Origin of the sequence: Candidatus Phyllobacterium onerii (assembly GCF_028331445.1) — a bacterium.
GTDB lineage: Bacteria > Pseudomonadota > Alphaproteobacteria > Rhizobiales > Rhizobiaceae > Phyllobacterium > Phyllobacterium onerii.
Genome location: NZ_JAQMHX010000001.1, coordinates 726544 through 743890 on the forward strand (window position 1 = coordinate 726544; position 17347 = coordinate 743890).

The 17347-nt window shown below is 54.3% G+C and carries 16 protein-coding genes; 6 read left to right on the forward strand and 10 right to left on the reverse strand.

Annotated features, from left to right (window positions below; all coding sequences use genetic code 11):
* Positions 1 to 2: 2 nt before the first annotated feature.
* Positions 3 to 1325, reverse strand: coding sequence for a DNA cytosine methyltransferase (locus tag PHA01_RS03430; RefSeq protein ID WP_271893355.1), 1323 nt, complete (start codon positions 1323 to 1325; stop codon positions 3 to 5).
* 299 nt (positions 1326 to 1624) lie between these two features.
* On the opposite strand from PHA01_RS03430, the gene PHA01_RS03435 reads away from it, so the two are divergent.
* Positions 1625 to 1840 carry a hypothetical protein gene (locus PHA01_RS03435; protein ID WP_271893356.1) on the forward strand — a complete coding sequence of 72 codons (216 nt, stop codon included), beginning with the start codon at positions 1625 to 1627 and terminating at the stop codon, positions 1838 to 1840.
* Positions 1841 to 2109: 269 nt separating this feature from the next.
* Here PHA01_RS03435 and PHA01_RS03440 read toward each other — a convergent pair whose 3' ends face one another.
* A complete protein-coding gene (locus PHA01_RS03440) occupies positions 2110 to 2451 on the reverse strand; it encodes a hypothetical protein (protein WP_271893357.1) in 342 nt (113 codons plus the stop codon).
* A 210-nt stretch (positions 2452 to 2661) separates the two neighbouring features.
* Between PHA01_RS03440 and PHA01_RS03445 the strand changes: the two genes are divergently transcribed.
* From PHA01_RS03445 to PHA01_RS03460, 4 genes are all read left to right on the forward strand, one after another.
* Complete coding sequence (locus PHA01_RS03445) at positions 2662 to 3288, forward strand: hypothetical protein (RefSeq protein WP_271893358.1); 627 nt, start codon at positions 2662 to 2664, stop codon at positions 3286 to 3288.
* Positions 3289 to 3399: 111 nt separating this feature from the next.
* On the forward strand, positions 3400 to 4557 hold the full coding sequence (locus tag PHA01_RS03450; RefSeq protein ID WP_271893359.1) for a hypothetical protein: 1158 nt from the start codon (positions 3400 to 3402) through the stop codon (positions 4555 to 4557).
* Between the two features lie 1072 nt (positions 4558 to 5629).
* Positions 5630 to 6124, forward strand: a complete 495-nt coding sequence (locus PHA01_RS03455) for a hypothetical protein (protein ID WP_271893360.1) — start codon at positions 5630 to 5632, stop codon at positions 6122 to 6124.
* A gap of 71 nt (positions 6125 to 6195) precedes the next feature.
* Entirely contained in the window at positions 6196 to 7362 is a 1167-nt protein-coding gene (locus tag PHA01_RS03460; protein ID WP_271893361.1) for a pPIWI-associating nuclease domain-containing protein, read from the forward strand.
* Positions 7363 to 7686: 324 nt separating this feature from the next.
* Here the strand turns inward: PHA01_RS03460 and PHA01_RS03465 are convergent, their stop codons facing one another.
* The 6 genes from PHA01_RS03465 to PHA01_RS03495 form a co-directional block, all read right to left on the reverse strand.
* Positions 7687 to 9336, reverse strand: coding sequence for a site-specific integrase (locus PHA01_RS03465; RefSeq protein WP_271893362.1), 1650 nt, complete (start codon positions 9334 to 9336; stop codon positions 7687 to 7689).
* 251 nt (positions 9337 to 9587) lie between these two features.
* Positions 9588 to 9800 carry a helix-turn-helix transcriptional regulator gene (locus PHA01_RS03470; protein WP_271893364.1) on the reverse strand — a complete coding sequence of 71 codons (213 nt, stop codon included), beginning with the start codon at positions 9798 to 9800 and terminating at the stop codon, positions 9588 to 9590.
* Between the two features lie 102 nt (positions 9801 to 9902).
* Positions 9903 to 11003 (reverse strand): tyrosine-type recombinase/integrase, encoded by a 1101-nt coding sequence (locus PHA01_RS03475; RefSeq protein ID WP_334311992.1) that lies wholly within the window; start codon positions 11001 to 11003, stop codon positions 9903 to 9905.
* Positions 11004 to 11450: 447 nt separating this feature from the next.
* Positions 11451 to 12434 carry an ABC transporter permease gene (locus PHA01_RS03485; protein ID WP_271893368.1) on the reverse strand — a complete coding sequence of 328 codons (984 nt, stop codon included), beginning with the start codon at positions 12432 to 12434 and terminating at the stop codon, positions 11451 to 11453.
* A 24-nt stretch (positions 12435 to 12458) separates the two neighbouring features.
* On the reverse strand, positions 12459 to 14000 hold the full coding sequence (locus tag PHA01_RS03490) for a sugar ABC transporter ATP-binding protein (RefSeq protein WP_271893925.1): 1542 nt from the start codon (positions 13998 to 14000) through the stop codon (positions 12459 to 12461).
* 78 nt (positions 14001 to 14078) lie between these two features.
* A complete protein-coding gene (locus tag PHA01_RS03495; RefSeq protein WP_271893370.1) occupies positions 14079 to 15038 on the reverse strand; it encodes a sugar-binding protein in 960 nt (319 codons plus the stop codon).
* A 241-nt stretch (positions 15039 to 15279) separates the two neighbouring features.
* Here PHA01_RS03495 and PHA01_RS03500 point away from each other — a divergent pair, with 241 nt between their 5' ends.
* On the forward strand, positions 15280 to 15453 hold the full coding sequence (locus PHA01_RS03500) for a hypothetical protein (protein ID WP_271893371.1): 174 nt from the start codon (positions 15280 to 15282) through the stop codon (positions 15451 to 15453).
* Here PHA01_RS03500 and PHA01_RS03505 read toward each other — a convergent pair.
* Together PHA01_RS03505 and PHA01_RS03510 are read right to left on the reverse strand one after the other, a co-directional pair.
* Positions 15450 to 16517, reverse strand: coding sequence for an ABC transporter ATP-binding protein (locus PHA01_RS03505; protein WP_271893372.1), 1068 nt, complete (start codon positions 16515 to 16517; stop codon positions 15450 to 15452). The genes PHA01_RS03500 and PHA01_RS03505 overlap by 4 nt on opposite strands.
* Positions 16518 to 16522: 5 nt before the next feature.
* Positions 16523 to 17335 (reverse strand): carbohydrate ABC transporter permease, encoded by an 813-nt coding sequence (locus PHA01_RS03510; RefSeq protein WP_271893375.1) that lies wholly within the window; start codon positions 17333 to 17335, stop codon positions 16523 to 16525.
* Positions 17336 to 17347: the final 12 nt, after the last annotated feature.

Genomic DNA, 17347 nt, shown 5'->3' on the forward strand with positions numbered 1-17347 from the left:
CCTCAACCCGTTGCCAGCGCAGGTCCCGCAAGCTGCTTGCTGGCGTCGCCCTGGGCGGCCGAAACCTCGTCTAGCAGGCGGGCGAGGGAATTGCCGATCGCACGGGCAAGGAGAGGTGGCACGGCGTTGCCGACCTGGGTATATCGCGGGCATTCCTTGGTCCGTCGTTTGCCGCCGGTGGTATATTTCCCCTTGAAGGCGAACCAATCGGGGAAGGACTGCAGCCTTGCATATTCGCGCACCGTCAAGATCCGGGGCTCTACGTAGTGCAGGATGTCGTCGGGTAGTGTAGTAACCGTCGGCGCGGGCTCGCTACCAGACATCGGGTAGATGCGGTGCTTCTTCAAGCCGTAGGTCTTCCGGCTGGCGTCGTCCATCCGGACGCCCTTGCGGCACTCCGACAGGATCTTGCTAAAGCGCCCTCGTACCTCGTCCGTGTGGCGAGCAAGTCTCATGCTGTCCATCGAGCCTTCATGGCCGTGGTGCATCAACTCCTGGTAGGCGGTCTTGGGTCCACCGTAGCTCCCCTCCATGAAACGCTTCGGCGATTCTGGATCAATGCAATCGACCAAGGGGCGGCTAGCTGTCTCTAGGTCGGAGATCGCATCGGATGCCGTTACCACCGGTCCCAGCCCAAGGAACTCCAATTGCTCGACCCTCTCCTCCTCGAGCAGCTTGAATGCCCGCAGGATGCCACCATCCAACCACTTGCAAAGATCCTTCCGCACCCCGATCGCGATCAAGCGCGATCGCTTTTGCGGCACGCCGAACTCGGAGGAGTTAACCAGCATCGCATCGACATGGTAGCCGGCGGCCGCCAGGCTCTCGACAAGCTTGTCGTAGAACGAAACCTTACGGCCCGCCGGGTCCAAGGGCTGGAGGTCGACAACGTTGCGACGGGCATGCGCGACACGCATGCCGGGGACGTTCTCGATGACGAGAGCCCGCGGCTGGATGGCCTCGACCATCTCCACGTACCTCTTGAACAGAAGGTTACGAGGGTCGTCCTCGTTGCGCCGCCCGGCGAAGCTAAAGCCCTGGCACGGTGGTCCGCCGGCGAGCACGTCGATCGTCCCGCGTAGTTCCACCAGGTCCTGCCGGTGGAGCTCCAGCACCTCCTCTATGTCCCAGTCCTTCTTCTCGAGCCAGTCTGGCCAATCGAAGTGGGTGGACGCGCCCGGCCTGTCGAGGAGGTTCGCCGCGAAGGTCCTGAAAGCCATCGCGTCGCGCTCGATCGCGAACCGTCCCCTGAAGCCTGCGAGCGCCAGCCCCAACGAGAGACCACCGCACCCTGAGAACAAATCGGCGAAAACGTATTTTTTCATTCTAGGACCCAACCTTCAGTAGGCGCGCAAGTCAATAGCCACAGTGGCAAACAAAAGGCTTTCGAACAGGCCAATGCCTGTCATGCCACCGTTTGCTGACGTGACGCTGATCTTTCTTTGTGTAAAAGGTCACATTCCGCCTTTTCCGCATCGCTGAAAAACCGCGAAATAATCCACTCGGAACAAAAAGAGAACATATCGTTTTCCTCAAGAGAATCAAGCTCCGGGCATACGATGACGCGTGAAAGGATCTGTCTCGCAGGATACACATCCACTCATTTCCGTCTAAAGGATCGCCAATGGATAAACTAGTCGCAGCGAAGCTCAACATGCTTGCGGCATTCGAAACAATGGTAAACAAGGGAAGTTGGGTGAGTTGGCCTGACGGTCAGCAATACTTCGTTATCAGGCCAGAGGATTTCCAAGAGATCATAAAACCCTACGACGCAGTCCTCGACGAAGAACACGAAGCGGAGAAAACCGCACGCGCGGGTTCAGGAAAGCAGCACCGATAGACTTTTGCGTTGACGCGCCGTGTTCCTGAGATTTGTTAAATTAGACATGGGCCACGAAACCATCGATGCTGGAGACGGCTATTCTGAGTTAGACGATGGGATAACCCGCGGTGCCCGCAGAAGGGCCAACGAAGCGTTCGCCCCGAAGGCAGCGGTCCCGCCTTCCGCTTCGCGGTGCTGTGCTATTCCTAGGGCTGTCCGGTCTACGGCCGAGCCGTGTGAATTCCCACTTTCCCGCCGTGTCCGATCGGCAAAGTGCTGAAGATTGACTAGAAATCGATTGACCAGACTTCGACCCCGTCTCGCTCGAATTGTGTGCGGCGCTGGTTGCCCGGGAAGAGCGGCGACATGAAGAAAACATATCGGTAGCGCTCGGGTCTTTTGCTGAGCTTGGTGATGTCGGCTGCTAGCTTGCGGTTGTTGCGGGGGTCGACGGCCGCAAACGTTTCAGCCCCCACATATCCTGGCACCTCGCTCATGATATCGAGTTCGAACGAAGCGTGGGCGCCAGGCGCAAGCCCTAAGCCACCCGCCTCGGGATGGAGAGCGAGAAGTTGACGGGCTGCGCTAATTGCAACCGCAAACGTCCATGTCTGGCTTGATTTGCTCAATGAGGTTGAGCCCCCTGTCTTCGAGTGATGGAATCCGACTGACTCAAATTTCATCCGCCGCAATAGGTCTAGAGGGTCACCTACCTGACGGGAAATCCAGGACTGCGCACGAGCCGCGGATGCCCCCACGGCGTCTATAAGTGCATCGGCCTCGAGGCATGAAACTCATGTTATGCTCCGAAACTATTGGGCAATGAAGGGGCAACGGTCATGTCAATCGAGGGAAGCAAAACCTATATCGCTGGTAGGCTTAGTGGTGAGGACTGGAAGCGGTTGAAGGAAAAGCTCGCTATCGGGGGCGAGCAGGAGGCATGGGCATCGGCCTACGAGGATTACTTTCTACAACGGCTAAAGCTTCGATATCTCGATCCGATCAAAGTCCTGGACCATCAAGGTGCCTGGGAGGGGGAAGGTTTTTCCATTGTTTCGATTCAATGCGCGCTGATCGAGTTCCTTTCGGCAACGAGACGTGGAGAGAAATACCGCTTCCTGAAGAGAGGAGAGACGCTCGGACCGCATGAGTACAGCAGCAGCAGTGCGCTGTTTCAAGATTTTTTGTCAAGCGTTCCCCCGTTTTCGAGCACTTTCGACGATGCGTCCGCCAAGGAGTTTTATCAATCAATCAGATGCGCGCTCCTCCACGAAGCCCGCACGCGGAATGGATGGCGGCTTTGGGTATCCGGGACACGACCGATCGATCTAATCCAGAAGATTGTCTACCGCAAAGCCTTGCAAGCGGCCATCTCCTTGTATCTAGAGGACTATGGGACGGCGATTTTATCGGATCCGGCACTTCAGGCGGCCTTCATTCGCAAATTTGACGATCTCGCGGACTAGCCCGCAACGTCTTACATCCCGATAGGTTCGCGACAATGCCAATCGTTTTGCGGGTCGCCAACGTTCGATTCGACGTAGTGACACGATCATGTATCAGGGACGATCTAAAGAATGTTAGATTTGTTTGAGCCGAGACTGCCAGACAGAAAACTGCATAGCAGCTTCCGCGAAATTCGAACCAACCCCACCTATGCCAAGGTGATGCCGGTAATTCAACACTGGGCAGCCGGCCTTCTTGACCGCAAGGGCGAGGTGGATAAATTCGTCAAGGAATTTCAATCAACATTTAATTCATCCATGTGGGAGATCTATCTCAACAAGGCTTTGACTGACTTGGGCTGTAGCGTAGACTATTCCAAGCCGTCACCAGATTTCTTCGTGACGGCGCCGGGGAATTATGAATTCAACATCGAGGCTGTGATATCTGACCAGCCTGCGAGCGATAAGGAACGGAAGCCTTCCAGCGATCAGGATCCTAAAAATCGCAGTGCGCTCAAGCTTGTCGGGAAAATCAGAGACAAGATAAACATATATCGAGGCAGTGGCGGCAAGAAGCATCCATACTCTTCGCTGAGCCACGTCCAGGGTCGGCCGTTTGTCATCGCGATTGCCCCCTTTGACAGCAACCAATCCCTTTTGCAGAACAACGAACTAATCAACCTCGTCCTATTCGGTATCGGTGCCCCGGTGCTTGAAGGGTCCGAGTTCAGGCAAGATAAAGTAACATCGATTGCGACGACGTCCGGGGCGCCGGTCGAAATGGGAATATTCACGAACGATTCCTTTAAAGAGATCAGTGCCGTCATCTTCTCTACGGTCGGGACTTTTGGGAAAGCAGTCGTTGAAAGCAAGATCGAGAGGTTTGTCAGAGCAACTCGCTATAGATTGATAGAGAAGGAAAGAGTTCCGCTTGGCTCACCAATGTGGGACCTCGGAACTCATCGTTTTCAAGTCGACAAACTGAATTACCTTTTGACGCAGAGGTGGGATTTCGGTCGCTATATTGTAGGCGCCGACGTGCACATCCAGCATTCCTCTTTTCATCAGGAAAGCCATTTTGATGGACTGCACGTTTATTTTAATCCGTTTGCTGAAGTGCCATTTGACTCGAGCTTTGCGTGGCCGGGCGAAGTTTCGCGGAACTATTATGACGTGGCAGCCGACCAACCGATCCAAATACATCCCGACCGCGCGTTAGTATCCCGGCAGGTTTTTGAGGTTAGCACTTCCTGGATCCGCCACCTGCTTGGAAGTTACGGTTTTGACTGATGCTTCATCTCTTGGGGGGGCGCCGTATGTGCCAGCCGCGCCGCCGGACATTCCTGTGTTCGACAAATCGCACCGGACGGACGGGACCTTCAGCGTTCAGACTTCACCTGGGACGCTGAGAATGATCGCTACAGGCTGCAAAGCTCAGGCCTTCACGCCTACCAACGGCTCCCATCCAGCCGCGTCACAGCCAGGGACGCCTTGCAAACGCCCTGAAAAACCTCGCGCAGAGCGTTCGGGGATACTCGAACTCCGAGTTTTTCAAAGATATCGGCGCGAAGCGGACTTTCAAACATAATCAGCTAGACGTTCTTGCTGCAGATCGGCGATTGTAGACTTTTTGGCCAATCGGATTCGACTAGAAATCCGTGATTATCGGCATTTTCATTTGCGACGTCAGTCCTCAATCGGCCTGATGCTGTTGCCGGTTATCTGCTCCATCAGCTGCTGAAGGGGATCGGTTGTTTTCAAAACAACCTTTTCTTTGAACGCCTGAACGTTTGTATGCCGACCGATCAACTGTTGACGCTTCAAGCGCTCGAAGTTGAATTTCACGCTCTGAACTTCGCCAATGAGTGTTGGGTTTTTGCCAGTGCCATTATAGATCAGTCCGTGTCGACTTGGGTCACCGACCCGTTGCAAAACTCGTCGGGCCACTCATGAACAGGCTTGATAGAGCCGTCCTTGTTGCAAATCTGCTTGAGGTTCGCGTTCCCCTCCAAAAGTTCTTCGGCGTCGGACTCCACATTGTCCAGACAGCTCTGGTTCTTTCGGCGGCGACAAAAACATTCAACAACGGGCGGAGCCTGGGTTGCCTTCGCCGCACTGGAATTGCGGACTGCGTCGCACTGAGATCCTGGAGGACGCGATGAAAAGTGTCAGCAACTGGAGCACCGCATCGCTGGTTTCGGCATCATTACCGCCACCGTAACAAAAGTAGCTACACAAAAGCACACATATCTACCTTGCTAATTTGGCTTATCATATTGAATCGTAAAATGATGATACCGGCGACTACACAACTGAGAGTGGTTTGCGCATTGAGCTCGACCAAATTTACTGGGGGTCGGTCGTGCTGCAAATATCGCTTGGCAATGACGTCATCACAACAAGTTTTACTGATTTTGATGACCAACTATCCAACCTGGTAAGGTTTATCAATGAGATCGACGCCGGAGGTTTTCCCAGCGCACAGATTACGGAATACGGTGTTGCAACTTGGTCGATTGAACAGGGGGACGACCCGGAAATATGTCGGTTCACCATCGATACGCGCAGCATGTCGAGCTTCTCATTTCAACTCAGTCGATTGAGTACACTCATTGATCGTTTTTTTGCGAGCTTCGAAAATTCCGTCATGGAATCCTTTCTGCAACAATCCGAGGATGACTGGGATTCGGGCGTCGCGGAGGGTCGGTTCGAAGACGACCTCGACAAACAGGATGATATCTGGCACGGCGTATGGTGGCTGAATTATCGCTTGACGCAGAGATGCAAGCGATCGACGAGCAATCGGAAGATGATGAGGACAGGGGTCGTGCCCGAGACCATGCTAGCAATGATCTGAACCGGCAAGAATATGGATTGTCGGCCCGATGCCGCACGCAATCGCATCTTGCTTCTTACGCTCGGGATACAGTGGAAAACCGTCACAGCGCAACGGGATTGGAAGGCAACGAAACGATGGGGCGTAACGAACAGATGCTCGAAGCTCTTGAGGCGATAATCCAGAAACGCGTCGAAGGGTTGGATAAGAAAATCACTAACGAGAAGATGCAGGCGGTGGCCCGGGGTGCGGCTGGTTCTCGCATGTTTTTATTGCTTGCGGAGATTTGCAGAGACGAGTTCAGTGAAATAGCACAGGACATTTCCAGAGTGATAGAGCGGTACGATGCGCCTAACGCCTCTGACTATAAAGACGCATTTCACAAACTCCTCGACGGCGCGCGCAAAAAGGTTATGGAAGCTTTCACAGCGCAAAATTCAAAACTCGGAGAACACACCCAGAGTTGGCTGGTTAAAGCGCTTGCAGTCGCGATGAAAAACTTAGAACGGGAGTTTAATTTGACGGTGACGGTGCCCAACAAAACCGACGATAACGATCTCGCACTGGCCTTCTTGCGCTACTATGCGAAGGTTCCTAAAGCGCACAAAATAAACGTTTTGGGCCGACCCTATCAAGCAGGCGCGCTGGAAGGCGAATTAGGTCGGAAGTTTACTTCTGAGGAACGTGCCCAGGCGGCTAGGGTTCTGACCGCACTCATCAAAGACAATCTTTTGGAGCCGACTTACGAAGACGTGGCCGAGCCTGAAAACTGGCTGCGTATAACAGAGGCTGGCCGCTCGGCGGAAAAACATGGCGCGCCCGATGACCTCGATGTAAAGCTGATGAAGATAAACCCTCATCTGGTAACGCGTCGCCGTGGAGCTTGGGCAGCTGCCGCAAGCGACCAACCAGACGCGCCGAGCCAAGCCGCACTTTCGGGCAGAGAACTTGTCAATCAGCTCCTTGGAGATTACCTAGCGCCCATTGCAGAGATGAAGGCGCAAACGAATTTTGTGCCCTCAAAGGATAGCAGAACAGGCGTAACACGCCGCATGCAAATAAAGTATGCCATGACTAAGCGCCCGAGCGGCATTTCGGATAGCGATCTAGACATCGCTGAAGCCGCCGCCGTTCTGCTCGATGCGCTGCATACTAAGCTTTCGTCGTTCGCCCATACTCGAGATCCCTCTATTACGGCTATAGAGGTCAAAACCGTGTTATCTGCTACGGAGACGATTCTTCAGCTGTTGCTTTCATAGCTTGGCAGCAGAACTACGGACTTGGTTGCACATCAGTCTGTGCAATCAAATCCGAAAATGCGGTCGTTATGTTATCCAGCCGCTGCTTGCAGCCGATCGTCTTGGCCGGACGCGGCACATCGACACCCTTGCCACCCGTAATCCCTACGATAAAGCGTTGGGGATTATACCGCCGGCAAGGAGGTGGGTGCCCTGGATCGCAGTAGCAAGGGCCTTCCCGTCATTGCCTCCGGACTTCTCCTGTATTGTTGCTGCGAGCTCTCGTTACTTCCAGACGGCGAGTCGAAGCGTGTGGCTCCGACTGCCTTGAGTTTCAAGCGGCAATCAGCAAAGTTTTTTTTCGATAGCCTTCAACATTGCTGCGAACTGTTCCCGGGAAAATTCGTTCTCGGAATTTTCGTTGGCGCTGTCAACGATCAATTGCCCCTGTTCGACCGTCGGGATGCTGCCGTAGCTCGCGAGCGAAGTCTTAGGCGTCGCGTGCCCGAGGTTCTGGCTCCAAGCTTTGAACTGGGCAATGGAAAGCTGACGCTTGTACCCTTCGGCGACCAGCATGTCGCGAAACCGGTGGGGGGTAAAAGGCCGCAATCCCGCACGTTCAAAGGTTCGCTTGAACATACGAATAACGGTCTGCGCATCGCCGAGGTGCATGGGGACGAGCTCATACGCACCAATGCTCGTGCCTTTGCCGGTGGCGTGGGCAGCCTTCGGAAACAGGGGATCCTCCGGTCCATATTTCAGCTGATTGACGAGGAGCTCATGCCATTCCATGAATTCCTTCTCCAACTCCTTGCCGACGGGAAGGAAGAACGAAAAAATCTCCTTGCCGAACTTCGTCGCGACTGAGCGCGGATCCTGATGGATGCGCTTTAGCGACGCAATGAAGTGTTTGACCTTCAGCGAAACCAGGGCGCCGTCACGGATACCGGTCAGAGCAACCAGTGCGAATAGAGCCCGGTCACACTTGTCCAGCATCGAAGCTGCAGGCATCATGCGAAACGCTTTCAAGACATCGTCGAGGGACGGAAAGGTCTTGCCGGCGCTTGCCTGACTGACGCGCAGCTCACGCATGCTCGGATTGAGGTACTCAACGTCGAGAAGATCAATCTTGGCTTTGTACCCCTTGTTTTGCGCCAGCCATATCAGAGAGCGCTTGGTTCCTTTGAGTTCGGCGACGAGCGATGCGGTCTGCAAATGGCTGGCGGCAAGAAAGGTCTTGTAGGCGATGGCCTTGGCTTTGCTCCACACGCCAAAATTCTCGAACTTGAAAAACTGCTCGAAACGCGCAAGCCCAATCTCGTCCTTGCGGACAGACTTGCCGGAGCGTCCCGCCGTCGCCCTGAGATAGCTGAACCACTCGCGTTTCATCCGCTCATTGTAAGGATTCTGCGGCAAGATGGCGGATGGCCGACGGCGTGCTGCGACGGTTGCCACCGGGTCCTCCTGAAGCATTTCCGGGAGCGGATTCGGGCTTGCTGATCCGCAACCCGCCTTTTCATTCTGATTCAGAGGATTACTGCTCGAAGTATCATACTTGTTGAATCGTTGTATTTCGTTCTCAACGACGCGACGGCGTGCCATCGCCTGAGTAAACTGCTCGGCGCTGAGATTGCGAAACACCGTGGTGCCGCAAACCGAGCAAAGGGCTTCTCCGCGAAAGTTATTGTGTTTCAAGACCGCATAATTATCCGATCCTGACGCGGCCTTGGTCACGGCTTGGCAGCGAAAGCAGTAGAACTCGTCTGGTTCACATATCTTGCGGCGGTTATCCCACCAGGTCTCGTGCCAATCCTTGACCACCCAGCCGAAAAAGAGCGAAGGCGATGAGGTGTCGATTGGCTTGAGGCCCTGTTCCATCCACGTGCGGATCGTGGCTTCGTTTTTCTCGTAAAGGATGGAAAGCTCAGGAATCGAGTAGGTGGTGGTGATGCGGACTTTGCGCTTGTCTGAGCGGCGCTTCGAATGGACTGTCATCGAATTTCCTTGGGAAATGAGCTGAATTTGGACGCAGTTCGACCGCCCCGCGAATGACGCAGGTTGCGACGGTCTGGTTGTCATGAATTTACGTGGCAGGCCTGAAAAAAGCAGGCGGACCACGCGACCGCCGTTCAAGGGCTGTGACTGGCTGTTCCTGGCAACGGCTGAGCGCGTTCGAATAAGCGGGAGCATAGTCCAGCGCGACAACTGAATCGCACTCGGATCGACGAGCAACAATGCTGGAAATTTTACCCACGATTGGCGATTTCCATCTGCTGTGCTTCGAATTCTTCGATGGCCTGCAGTGAGAAAACAGTCGTATTGGGTCCGATTTTAATCGCTTTGAAGGCCGGTCGGGTCTTGGACCAACGCCAGATGGTGCTGGGACTACAGCCGTAGCGTTCAGTCAAATCGGCTAAGCGAAGCCAAGTAATATGAGGGGTGATGTTTTTTCTGGGCATGGACAGTCCTTGGGTTGGACCGCACGTCATGCGCAGTGGCCTTGTGTAGCACCGGCCTATGCCGTTGCATAGACAATATTTTTTTGTCTCAGAGGTCTTAATTTACGATCCGCAGAACGCAGCCCAATCATCCATCATCTGCACGCGTTTGTCGAAGAGATCACCGCGCCGGTAGGCTGCCTCGACCTTGTTCCCGATCATATGGGCCAATGCCATTTCCGCGACGTCATTTGGATAGGCTGTGCGTTCAGAGCACCAGTCGCGGAAGGTCGATCGAAACCCATGTGGAACCGCTGCTACCTTCATGCGGCGCAATACGGCCGATATGGTCATGTCGGAAATCTGTCCGCCTCGGGCGGCGGTAAACACAAAGTTTGAATTCTGGAACCGTGGCACTTCCAGGAGCAATTGAAGTACCGGTTTTGACAAGGGGACCCGGTGCTCCTTGCCGGCTTTCATGCGCTCGGCTGGTATCGTCCAGATCTTCTTGCCAAAATCAATCTCGTCCCACGTCGCACCGCGGACTTCGCCTGATCGTGTGGCCGTCAGTATGCAAAATTCAAGAGCCAGCGATCCCATGCCCTCGGTCGTGCGCAACGCCTTCATGAAGTTGGCCATGTCGTCCACTGGCAAAGCCTTGTGATGCAAAACCTTCCTGACCTTGCCGGGTTTCGCCATAAGGGCATCGAGATTGCCTTTCCAGCGAGCCGGGTTCTCACCCGTGCGATGACCCGAAACCGTGGCCCAGGCCAACACGTTCTCGATGCGCCCACGTAATCGCGTTGCCGTCTCGGTCTTCTGGGTCCAAAGCGGGTCGAGAACACTGTAGATGTGATCCACGGTTATCTCATTGACCCGCATGCTGCCAATCACGGGACCAGCGTAGGTAACCAGCGTGGTAAGAACCTGATCGGCGTGCTTGCCATTCCGGTATTCGTGCCGCTTTGCCTTGTGCCAGCGCTGGGCTGCTTCCTCGAACGTGATCACTGTGCTTTCGGCCTTAAGCGCCAGCCGTATCGACCGGCGTTCCTCGACGGGATCGATGCCGAGACGGATCTTGTCATGAGCCTCTCGCGCCCGCTCTCTTGCCTGCGCAAGCGTAACGTCCGGATAGCCGCCGAGCCCAATGTGGCGCCGCTTGTTGCCAATCTGAACGCGTAGGAGCCACGAACGCGCACCCGTATCCTTCACCTGGAGTTGCAATCCATTGACTCCACCAACAGAATGGATGCCGGGCTCCAAGAGTCGTTTTATATGAAGGGGACCAAGTTCCAGTGCTTTGCGAGGCATATGTGCTCCAATAGGACCTGCCAAAAGACCCACCAAAAATTGTGCAACACAATGACATTTGATGCAACGCGAAAAAACGGTGAAATCGAATTAATTCAAAGAAAACATATAGATGTGGCATGTGCTGCTATGCGGTGACATTGGGTCCCGGCAGCCTTCCTCTCCGCCATACATTATATTCATGGTTCCAGAAATCGACCGCATCACCCGTGCTGTCGATCGTCCGGTAGAGATACATCTACTGGCCTCTGAGCTTGATGTAGGTGTCGTCCATATGCCACTTGCTGCCAACAGCGCTGGTCGAAACAACGGCCTAGGAACATCATGCGTTCGGTCGAGCCAACGCTGTGTTAGGCGTTTTCAATTTGATGGTGTGGAGTGCGCGGCCTTGTTTAACCGGCGTTTCGCTCGAAAAACGTCCCACTGCTGATCGACCAGTACGCCAATAAGGATCACCCCTCCCATAACCGCAAAATTGAGCGACGATGGAATGCCGAGGAGATTGACCAGATTCTGCAATTCCTGCAGCAGGATGGTGCCGAGAATCACGCCGACGATTGACCCTTCACCACCGCGCAGCGAAAAGCCACCGAGGACGGCGGCCGCGATCGCATACAGTTCATAAAAATTGCCGTGGCTGGCGGGGGAAATCGAGCGGGTATACATTGCAAAGTAGATAGCCGAGAGTGCCGTCAATACACCGCAAATGACATAGGCAGCCATCACCATTCTACCTGTCCTGATCCCGGAATATCTTGCCGCTTCCTCATTTTTGCCGATGGCATAAAGATAGCGCCCGAAAACTGACCGGTGCAATACTACCCACGTCACGCCCATAATAATGAGAAGGGCTATAAAGCTGTTGGGAATGCCATAGGTGCGGCCGGCCGTAAGGAATTCAAGAGTGGGAAAGTTCTGGCCGAAAGCAAAGCCGGCGGTCCCATCGGCAGTATAGAACCGGGCGATCCCGCGATAAATCAACAAGCCACACAGCGTCACCACGAAGGGCTGGAGGTTCAGCCGCGTGATCAGCCAGCCATGGGCCAAACCAATGAGCCCACCGAGAACCAGGATGAGCATGAAAGCCAATGGCCACGGCATGCCGTGATTTGCAATCAAATCGATGAACAGAACACCGAGTAGTGCGATTAACGAACCCACCGAGAGTTCGATACCGCCGGTTATGATAACAAACGCTTGTCCTATCGACAGGATACCGAAGAGACCGATGAGATTCGACGTATTGGCGAGATTGATAGGCAGCAAGAAACGAGGATTGATTGTTGCGACAACAGCTCCGACGACGACTATGAGGATCAACAAGCCAATATCTTTTTTATTCATCGTGATCTCCAACCCTGATAGATGCTATCGTGCCGCCTTGCCCACCGCCAGCAAAAGCACATTCTCCTGATCAAGTTGATCCTTGGCCAGAATTCCGGAAATCTGGCCTTCATGCATAACTGCGACGCGGTCGGAAACACCGATGACTTCCTCCATGTCGCTCGAAATCATGAGGACCGCGACACCCGTGTCGGCGAGCGCCTGCATCAATCTGTAGATTTCAGCCTTGGCTCCAATATCGATCCCGCGAGTCGGCTCGTCGAAAATCATGATCCTCGGTTTCATCGCCAGCCATTTTGCCAGCACGACTTTTTGCTGGTTGCCGCCCGACAAGGTGCCGACACGCGTTTTTACCGATGGAGCCTTGATGCCAAGGTTACTTTTCTGTGCTTCCGCCGTCGTATTTTCACTGGCGGCTGAAACTATCAAATTGGCCGAATGCGCCGAAAGATTAGGTAGCGAAATATTCTGCGCAACAGCGAAATCAAGGAGTATGCCAGCCAGCTTTCGATCCTCAGGGACGAGAAAGATGCCAGTGGCCACCGCATCGGCGGACGAAGAAAGCAGGACATGTTTGCCATCCAGATAAAGCTCTCCGCCAAGGCTCCTGTCTATGCCGAAGACAACGCGGGCGAATTCAGTCCTGCCCGAACCTACAAGGCCTGCTAGCCCGAGGATTTCGCCATGCAGCACGTCCAAATCGACGGTCCGATGAGGGTAAGCAGCTGTGCGAATGCCCTTGGCGGACAGCGCGACTGCACCAGCCTCGCGCTCCGAGGTATTTGTACGGGCTTTCAAAGCACGGCCTATCATGAGCTTGACCATCTGGTCGTGATTGATGGCGTCGCTTGCAAGTGTGCCCGCCAGCATTCCATCTCGAAGGACGATAACTCGATCGGCTACGCTTTCGACCTCGTGGAGTCGGTGCGAAATAAAGATAACACTGATACCTTCTGCCTTCAGACCTTTGATCACACCGAGCAATTTCTCAGTTTCAGCCAAGGGAAGACTTGAGGTGGGTTCGTCCAGGATAACAAGCCTTGCCTTGATCGAAAGCGCTTTGGCAATCTCGACCATTTGCTGCTGGGCTAGCGACAATTCCGATACGGGGGTGTCGGCCGTAAAGTTAGCGCCGACCCGTTTGAGGAGTGGTAAAACCATCTCGCGCAATTTAGTGCGATCGACCAGCTTCAAAAGTCCGCCGTGCAGTGGCTCCCTGCCAAGGAAGATATTGGCGGCAACGTCAAGATTTTCAAAGAGGTTCAGTTCCTGATGTACGAAGGCAATTCCGGACTGGAGGCTATTTTCGACGGTAAGACGGTCATGATCGACGCCATCGATCCTGATAAGACCGCGGTCCGGGGCCGCTACACCGCCCAGAATTTTCATCAGCGTTGATTTGCCAGCGCCATTTTCGCCGACAAGGCCGATTACCTCTCCAGGTCTGATCTCAATGGAAAAGCCATCCAACGCCACAACACCGGGATAGGTCTTTCGCACGTCATGCAAGCTGAGGAAGGGTGCCTGATGACGTGCGTCAGAAGAGGTATCGATTGTGCCCGGCATGGATTCGGCGCGATCAACGTCACCTGTTGCGGTAAAACCATTGCCAGTCATCGCGTCAAGCTCTTGTTCGAAAACAGCCTAGTTGCCGGCCATCTTTTTCAGATTGGCAGCGTAGGCGTCGACATCGTCCTTGCCAACAATTATGGTCTTGATAATCAGCAATTTGTTGTCCGGAATGCTCGACTTGTCACCCTTAAGGTAAGCGGCCATCATTTTCATGCCCTGATAGGCCCATTCGAATGGCTGCTGCACGACAGTAGCGGCGACAGTGCCTTCCTTGACGCCGCCCAACGTAATCGGATCATCATCAAATCCAACGACGGTGATCTGCCCCAACTTGCCTGCATCGCGGAGAGCCTCGTAAATGCGAGGTGTATTGTAAGAGTAAAAGCCAACCATGCAGGTAACATCCGGGCTAGCCACCAGAGCGTCTTCGACGTTCTTCTTGGCACGCGTCTGGTCAATATCGTCTCCGCGAACATCGACTAGTTCAATTTTGGTGCCTGCGAGACCATCCTTCATGCCCTGGATGCGTTCCTTGGCATTGTCAGCGCCGAGCAGGCCGACAAATCCGAGACACTTGCCCCCGTTGGGCATGGCTTTTTTCGCGATTTCTGCAGCCTGTTTGCCTGCATCGACGTTGGACGAACCGATATAGGCGACGCGATTAGTTTGAGGCGCATCGCTATCCGTGGTGAAGAGGGCGGTCTCGGACGCAATCTTGTTGAGACCATCGGTTGACGTCTTCGGATCTACGGCCGACACCATGATGCCCTTGACGCCGGCTGTGACGAGATCATCCATCAGACGCTGCTGGATGGCTACCGAGGACTGCTCGGGATACTTGAGCTCCAAGTTGTAGTCGGGCAATTCGGCCTGCGCCTTCTTGACGCCCGCCTCGGCAGCTTTCCAGAAATCGGAGGCCCCATTCACCACGAAAGCCAGTGTTGGCTTGTCGGCGGCATAGGCCATAGTTGGCATTGACGCGCTAAACATCAACGCAGCGCAAAGTGCGGCAATAGATATTGCGGATTTCATGTCTAACCTCCCATTTGGCTCAACGCAGTCGTTGATCCGAGTTTTCAATCGGTGATCGAAGCCGGGCCACCTCCTATGGTTCCGGCAACGGGTGAAAGGCGTTCCACCATTCAGCCTGCAGACTTTAATGAGCCGATTCTCAATAGTAAATAGAATTATCATATAGTATTATCATTGCATTCCGTTCGAATGGCGAAGGCACTACTCTTGGAAAACCGCCAAATCTCAGCGTGAAAACCAAATGAAAATCCGCTCATCCGGAGCGGACCATGCATTTCAGGCAATGCGAAAGCACATGCGAAATCTCAATGGCGAGAATGCGCTCTGGACGCTTACCATTGACGACCATCGCTTTACGCAGCTCGGCATCACGAACAATGATCGCCTATCGATATACAAACTGCTGGACCGCTAGGCTGCCAGCTCTGTTTCGCGATCGAAAAGATGCAGATTATCCAAGGAGATATGCAAGCGAAGCTGGTCACCTCTGCGCGTTTCGGGCCTGCCACTGTGGGCGAGAACAACTGGCTGCGATGCGACCTCCAAAACCACGAAGGTCATGCTTCCCGTCGACTCAATGCCGGTGACGGTCGCATCAATGGCCATGTCGTTCACGCAGGGCTTCAGGGAAAGATGTTCGGGCCGCATGCCAATCCAGAATTGGCAACCGGCAGCGATATCGCGATTCAATCTTATCTGGGCGCTGTCGTTGTCAAGTACCAACGCACCATTGTCGGTAACCGTCGCAGGCAGAAAGTTCATTGCCGGTGAACCAATGAAACCGGCGACAAACCTGTTCGCCGGCCGGTCATAAAGATCAAGCGGACTTCCCTGCTGCTCGACAACGCCGGCACGCATAACGACGACGTGATCCGCCATGGTCATCGCCTCGACCTGATCGTGCGTGACGTAGACCGACGTCGCGTTCAGGCGCTCGTGCAGTTTGCGAATCTCGCTGCGCATATGGACGCGCAGCGCCGCATCGAGATTTGAGAGAGGTTCATCGAACAGGAACACTTTCGGATTGCGCACAATAGCGCGACCCATGGCAACACGCTGCCGTTGACCGCCCGACAAGGCTTTGGGCAGGCGATCCAAAAGATTGCCAAGGCCGAGCGTTTCTGCAGCGGTTCGCGTGCGCTCCGAGATCTCTTCCTTCGGACGACGTTTCAGGCGCATCGAATAGTTCATATTGTGCTCGACATCCATGTGCGGGTAGAGCGCGTAGGACTGGAATACCATGGCGACATCGCGCTCACGCGGCGGTTTGCCGATGACACTTCGTCCGGCAATCCGGACATCGCCGGAACTGGTTTTCTCGAGCCCGGCGAGAGTGCGCAGCAGAGTGGACTTGCCGCAGCCGGATGGACCTACGAGCGCGACGAACGAGCCCTGTTTGATGGAAATGTTCACGTCCTTGAGCGCATGGAACCCGCCATAATGCTTGTTCAGATGGTCGATTTCGATCTGGAGCATCATTCACCTCATTTAAGTGCGCCGGCGGTCAGACCGCTGACGATACGCCGTTGCAACAGCATGAATACGATTAGAATCGGCGTCACGTAGATGGCCGCGTAAGTCATGATGCCGTTCCAGTCATTGGCATTCGGCCCCATGAAGGTCTGCAATCCGACCGTTGCTGTCTGCAATTCGTTCTTGGCGATCAGCGAGCGTGCATAGACATATTCGCCGAAGGATTGCAGGAAGATCAGCACGGATGTGACGAGAATGCCGTTACGCGCCAGGGGCAACATGATGTGGAAGAATGCGCCGATGCGCGATGATCCGTCTACGAGCGCCGCTTCTTCCAGTTCACGCGGCACCTGCACGAATGTTGCCCGGCAGAGGACGATGTAGAGCGGCAAGACCTTGGCGGTTTGCGCCAGGATAACAGCAATACGCGGACTGGCCAAAAGACCGATCTGGTTGAACATAACGAAGATGGGTGTGACCATCAAAGAAGACGGCAAAACCTGCATCATCAGGATCGCGAAGAGGGCGATTTCAATCCAGACATTACGCACCCGCGATAATACGTAGGCACAGCCAGTTCCCAGTGTCGTAGCAAGGATCGTAACACCTGTAGCGATGAGCAGCGAATTCCAGATGTACCTGCCCATTTCGCGGGTCTTCCATACCTCCAGAAAGTTCCACTGCGTGTCTGAAGGCCAGAATGTAGGCGGATACTGAAATATCTCGGTACTGCTTTTCAGGGCCGTCAAATACATCCAGTAAAGCGGGAACAGATAGATCGCTGTCATGGCCAGACCGATGATGAGCAGAACGTAGCGTTTCATCAGCGTCCTCCT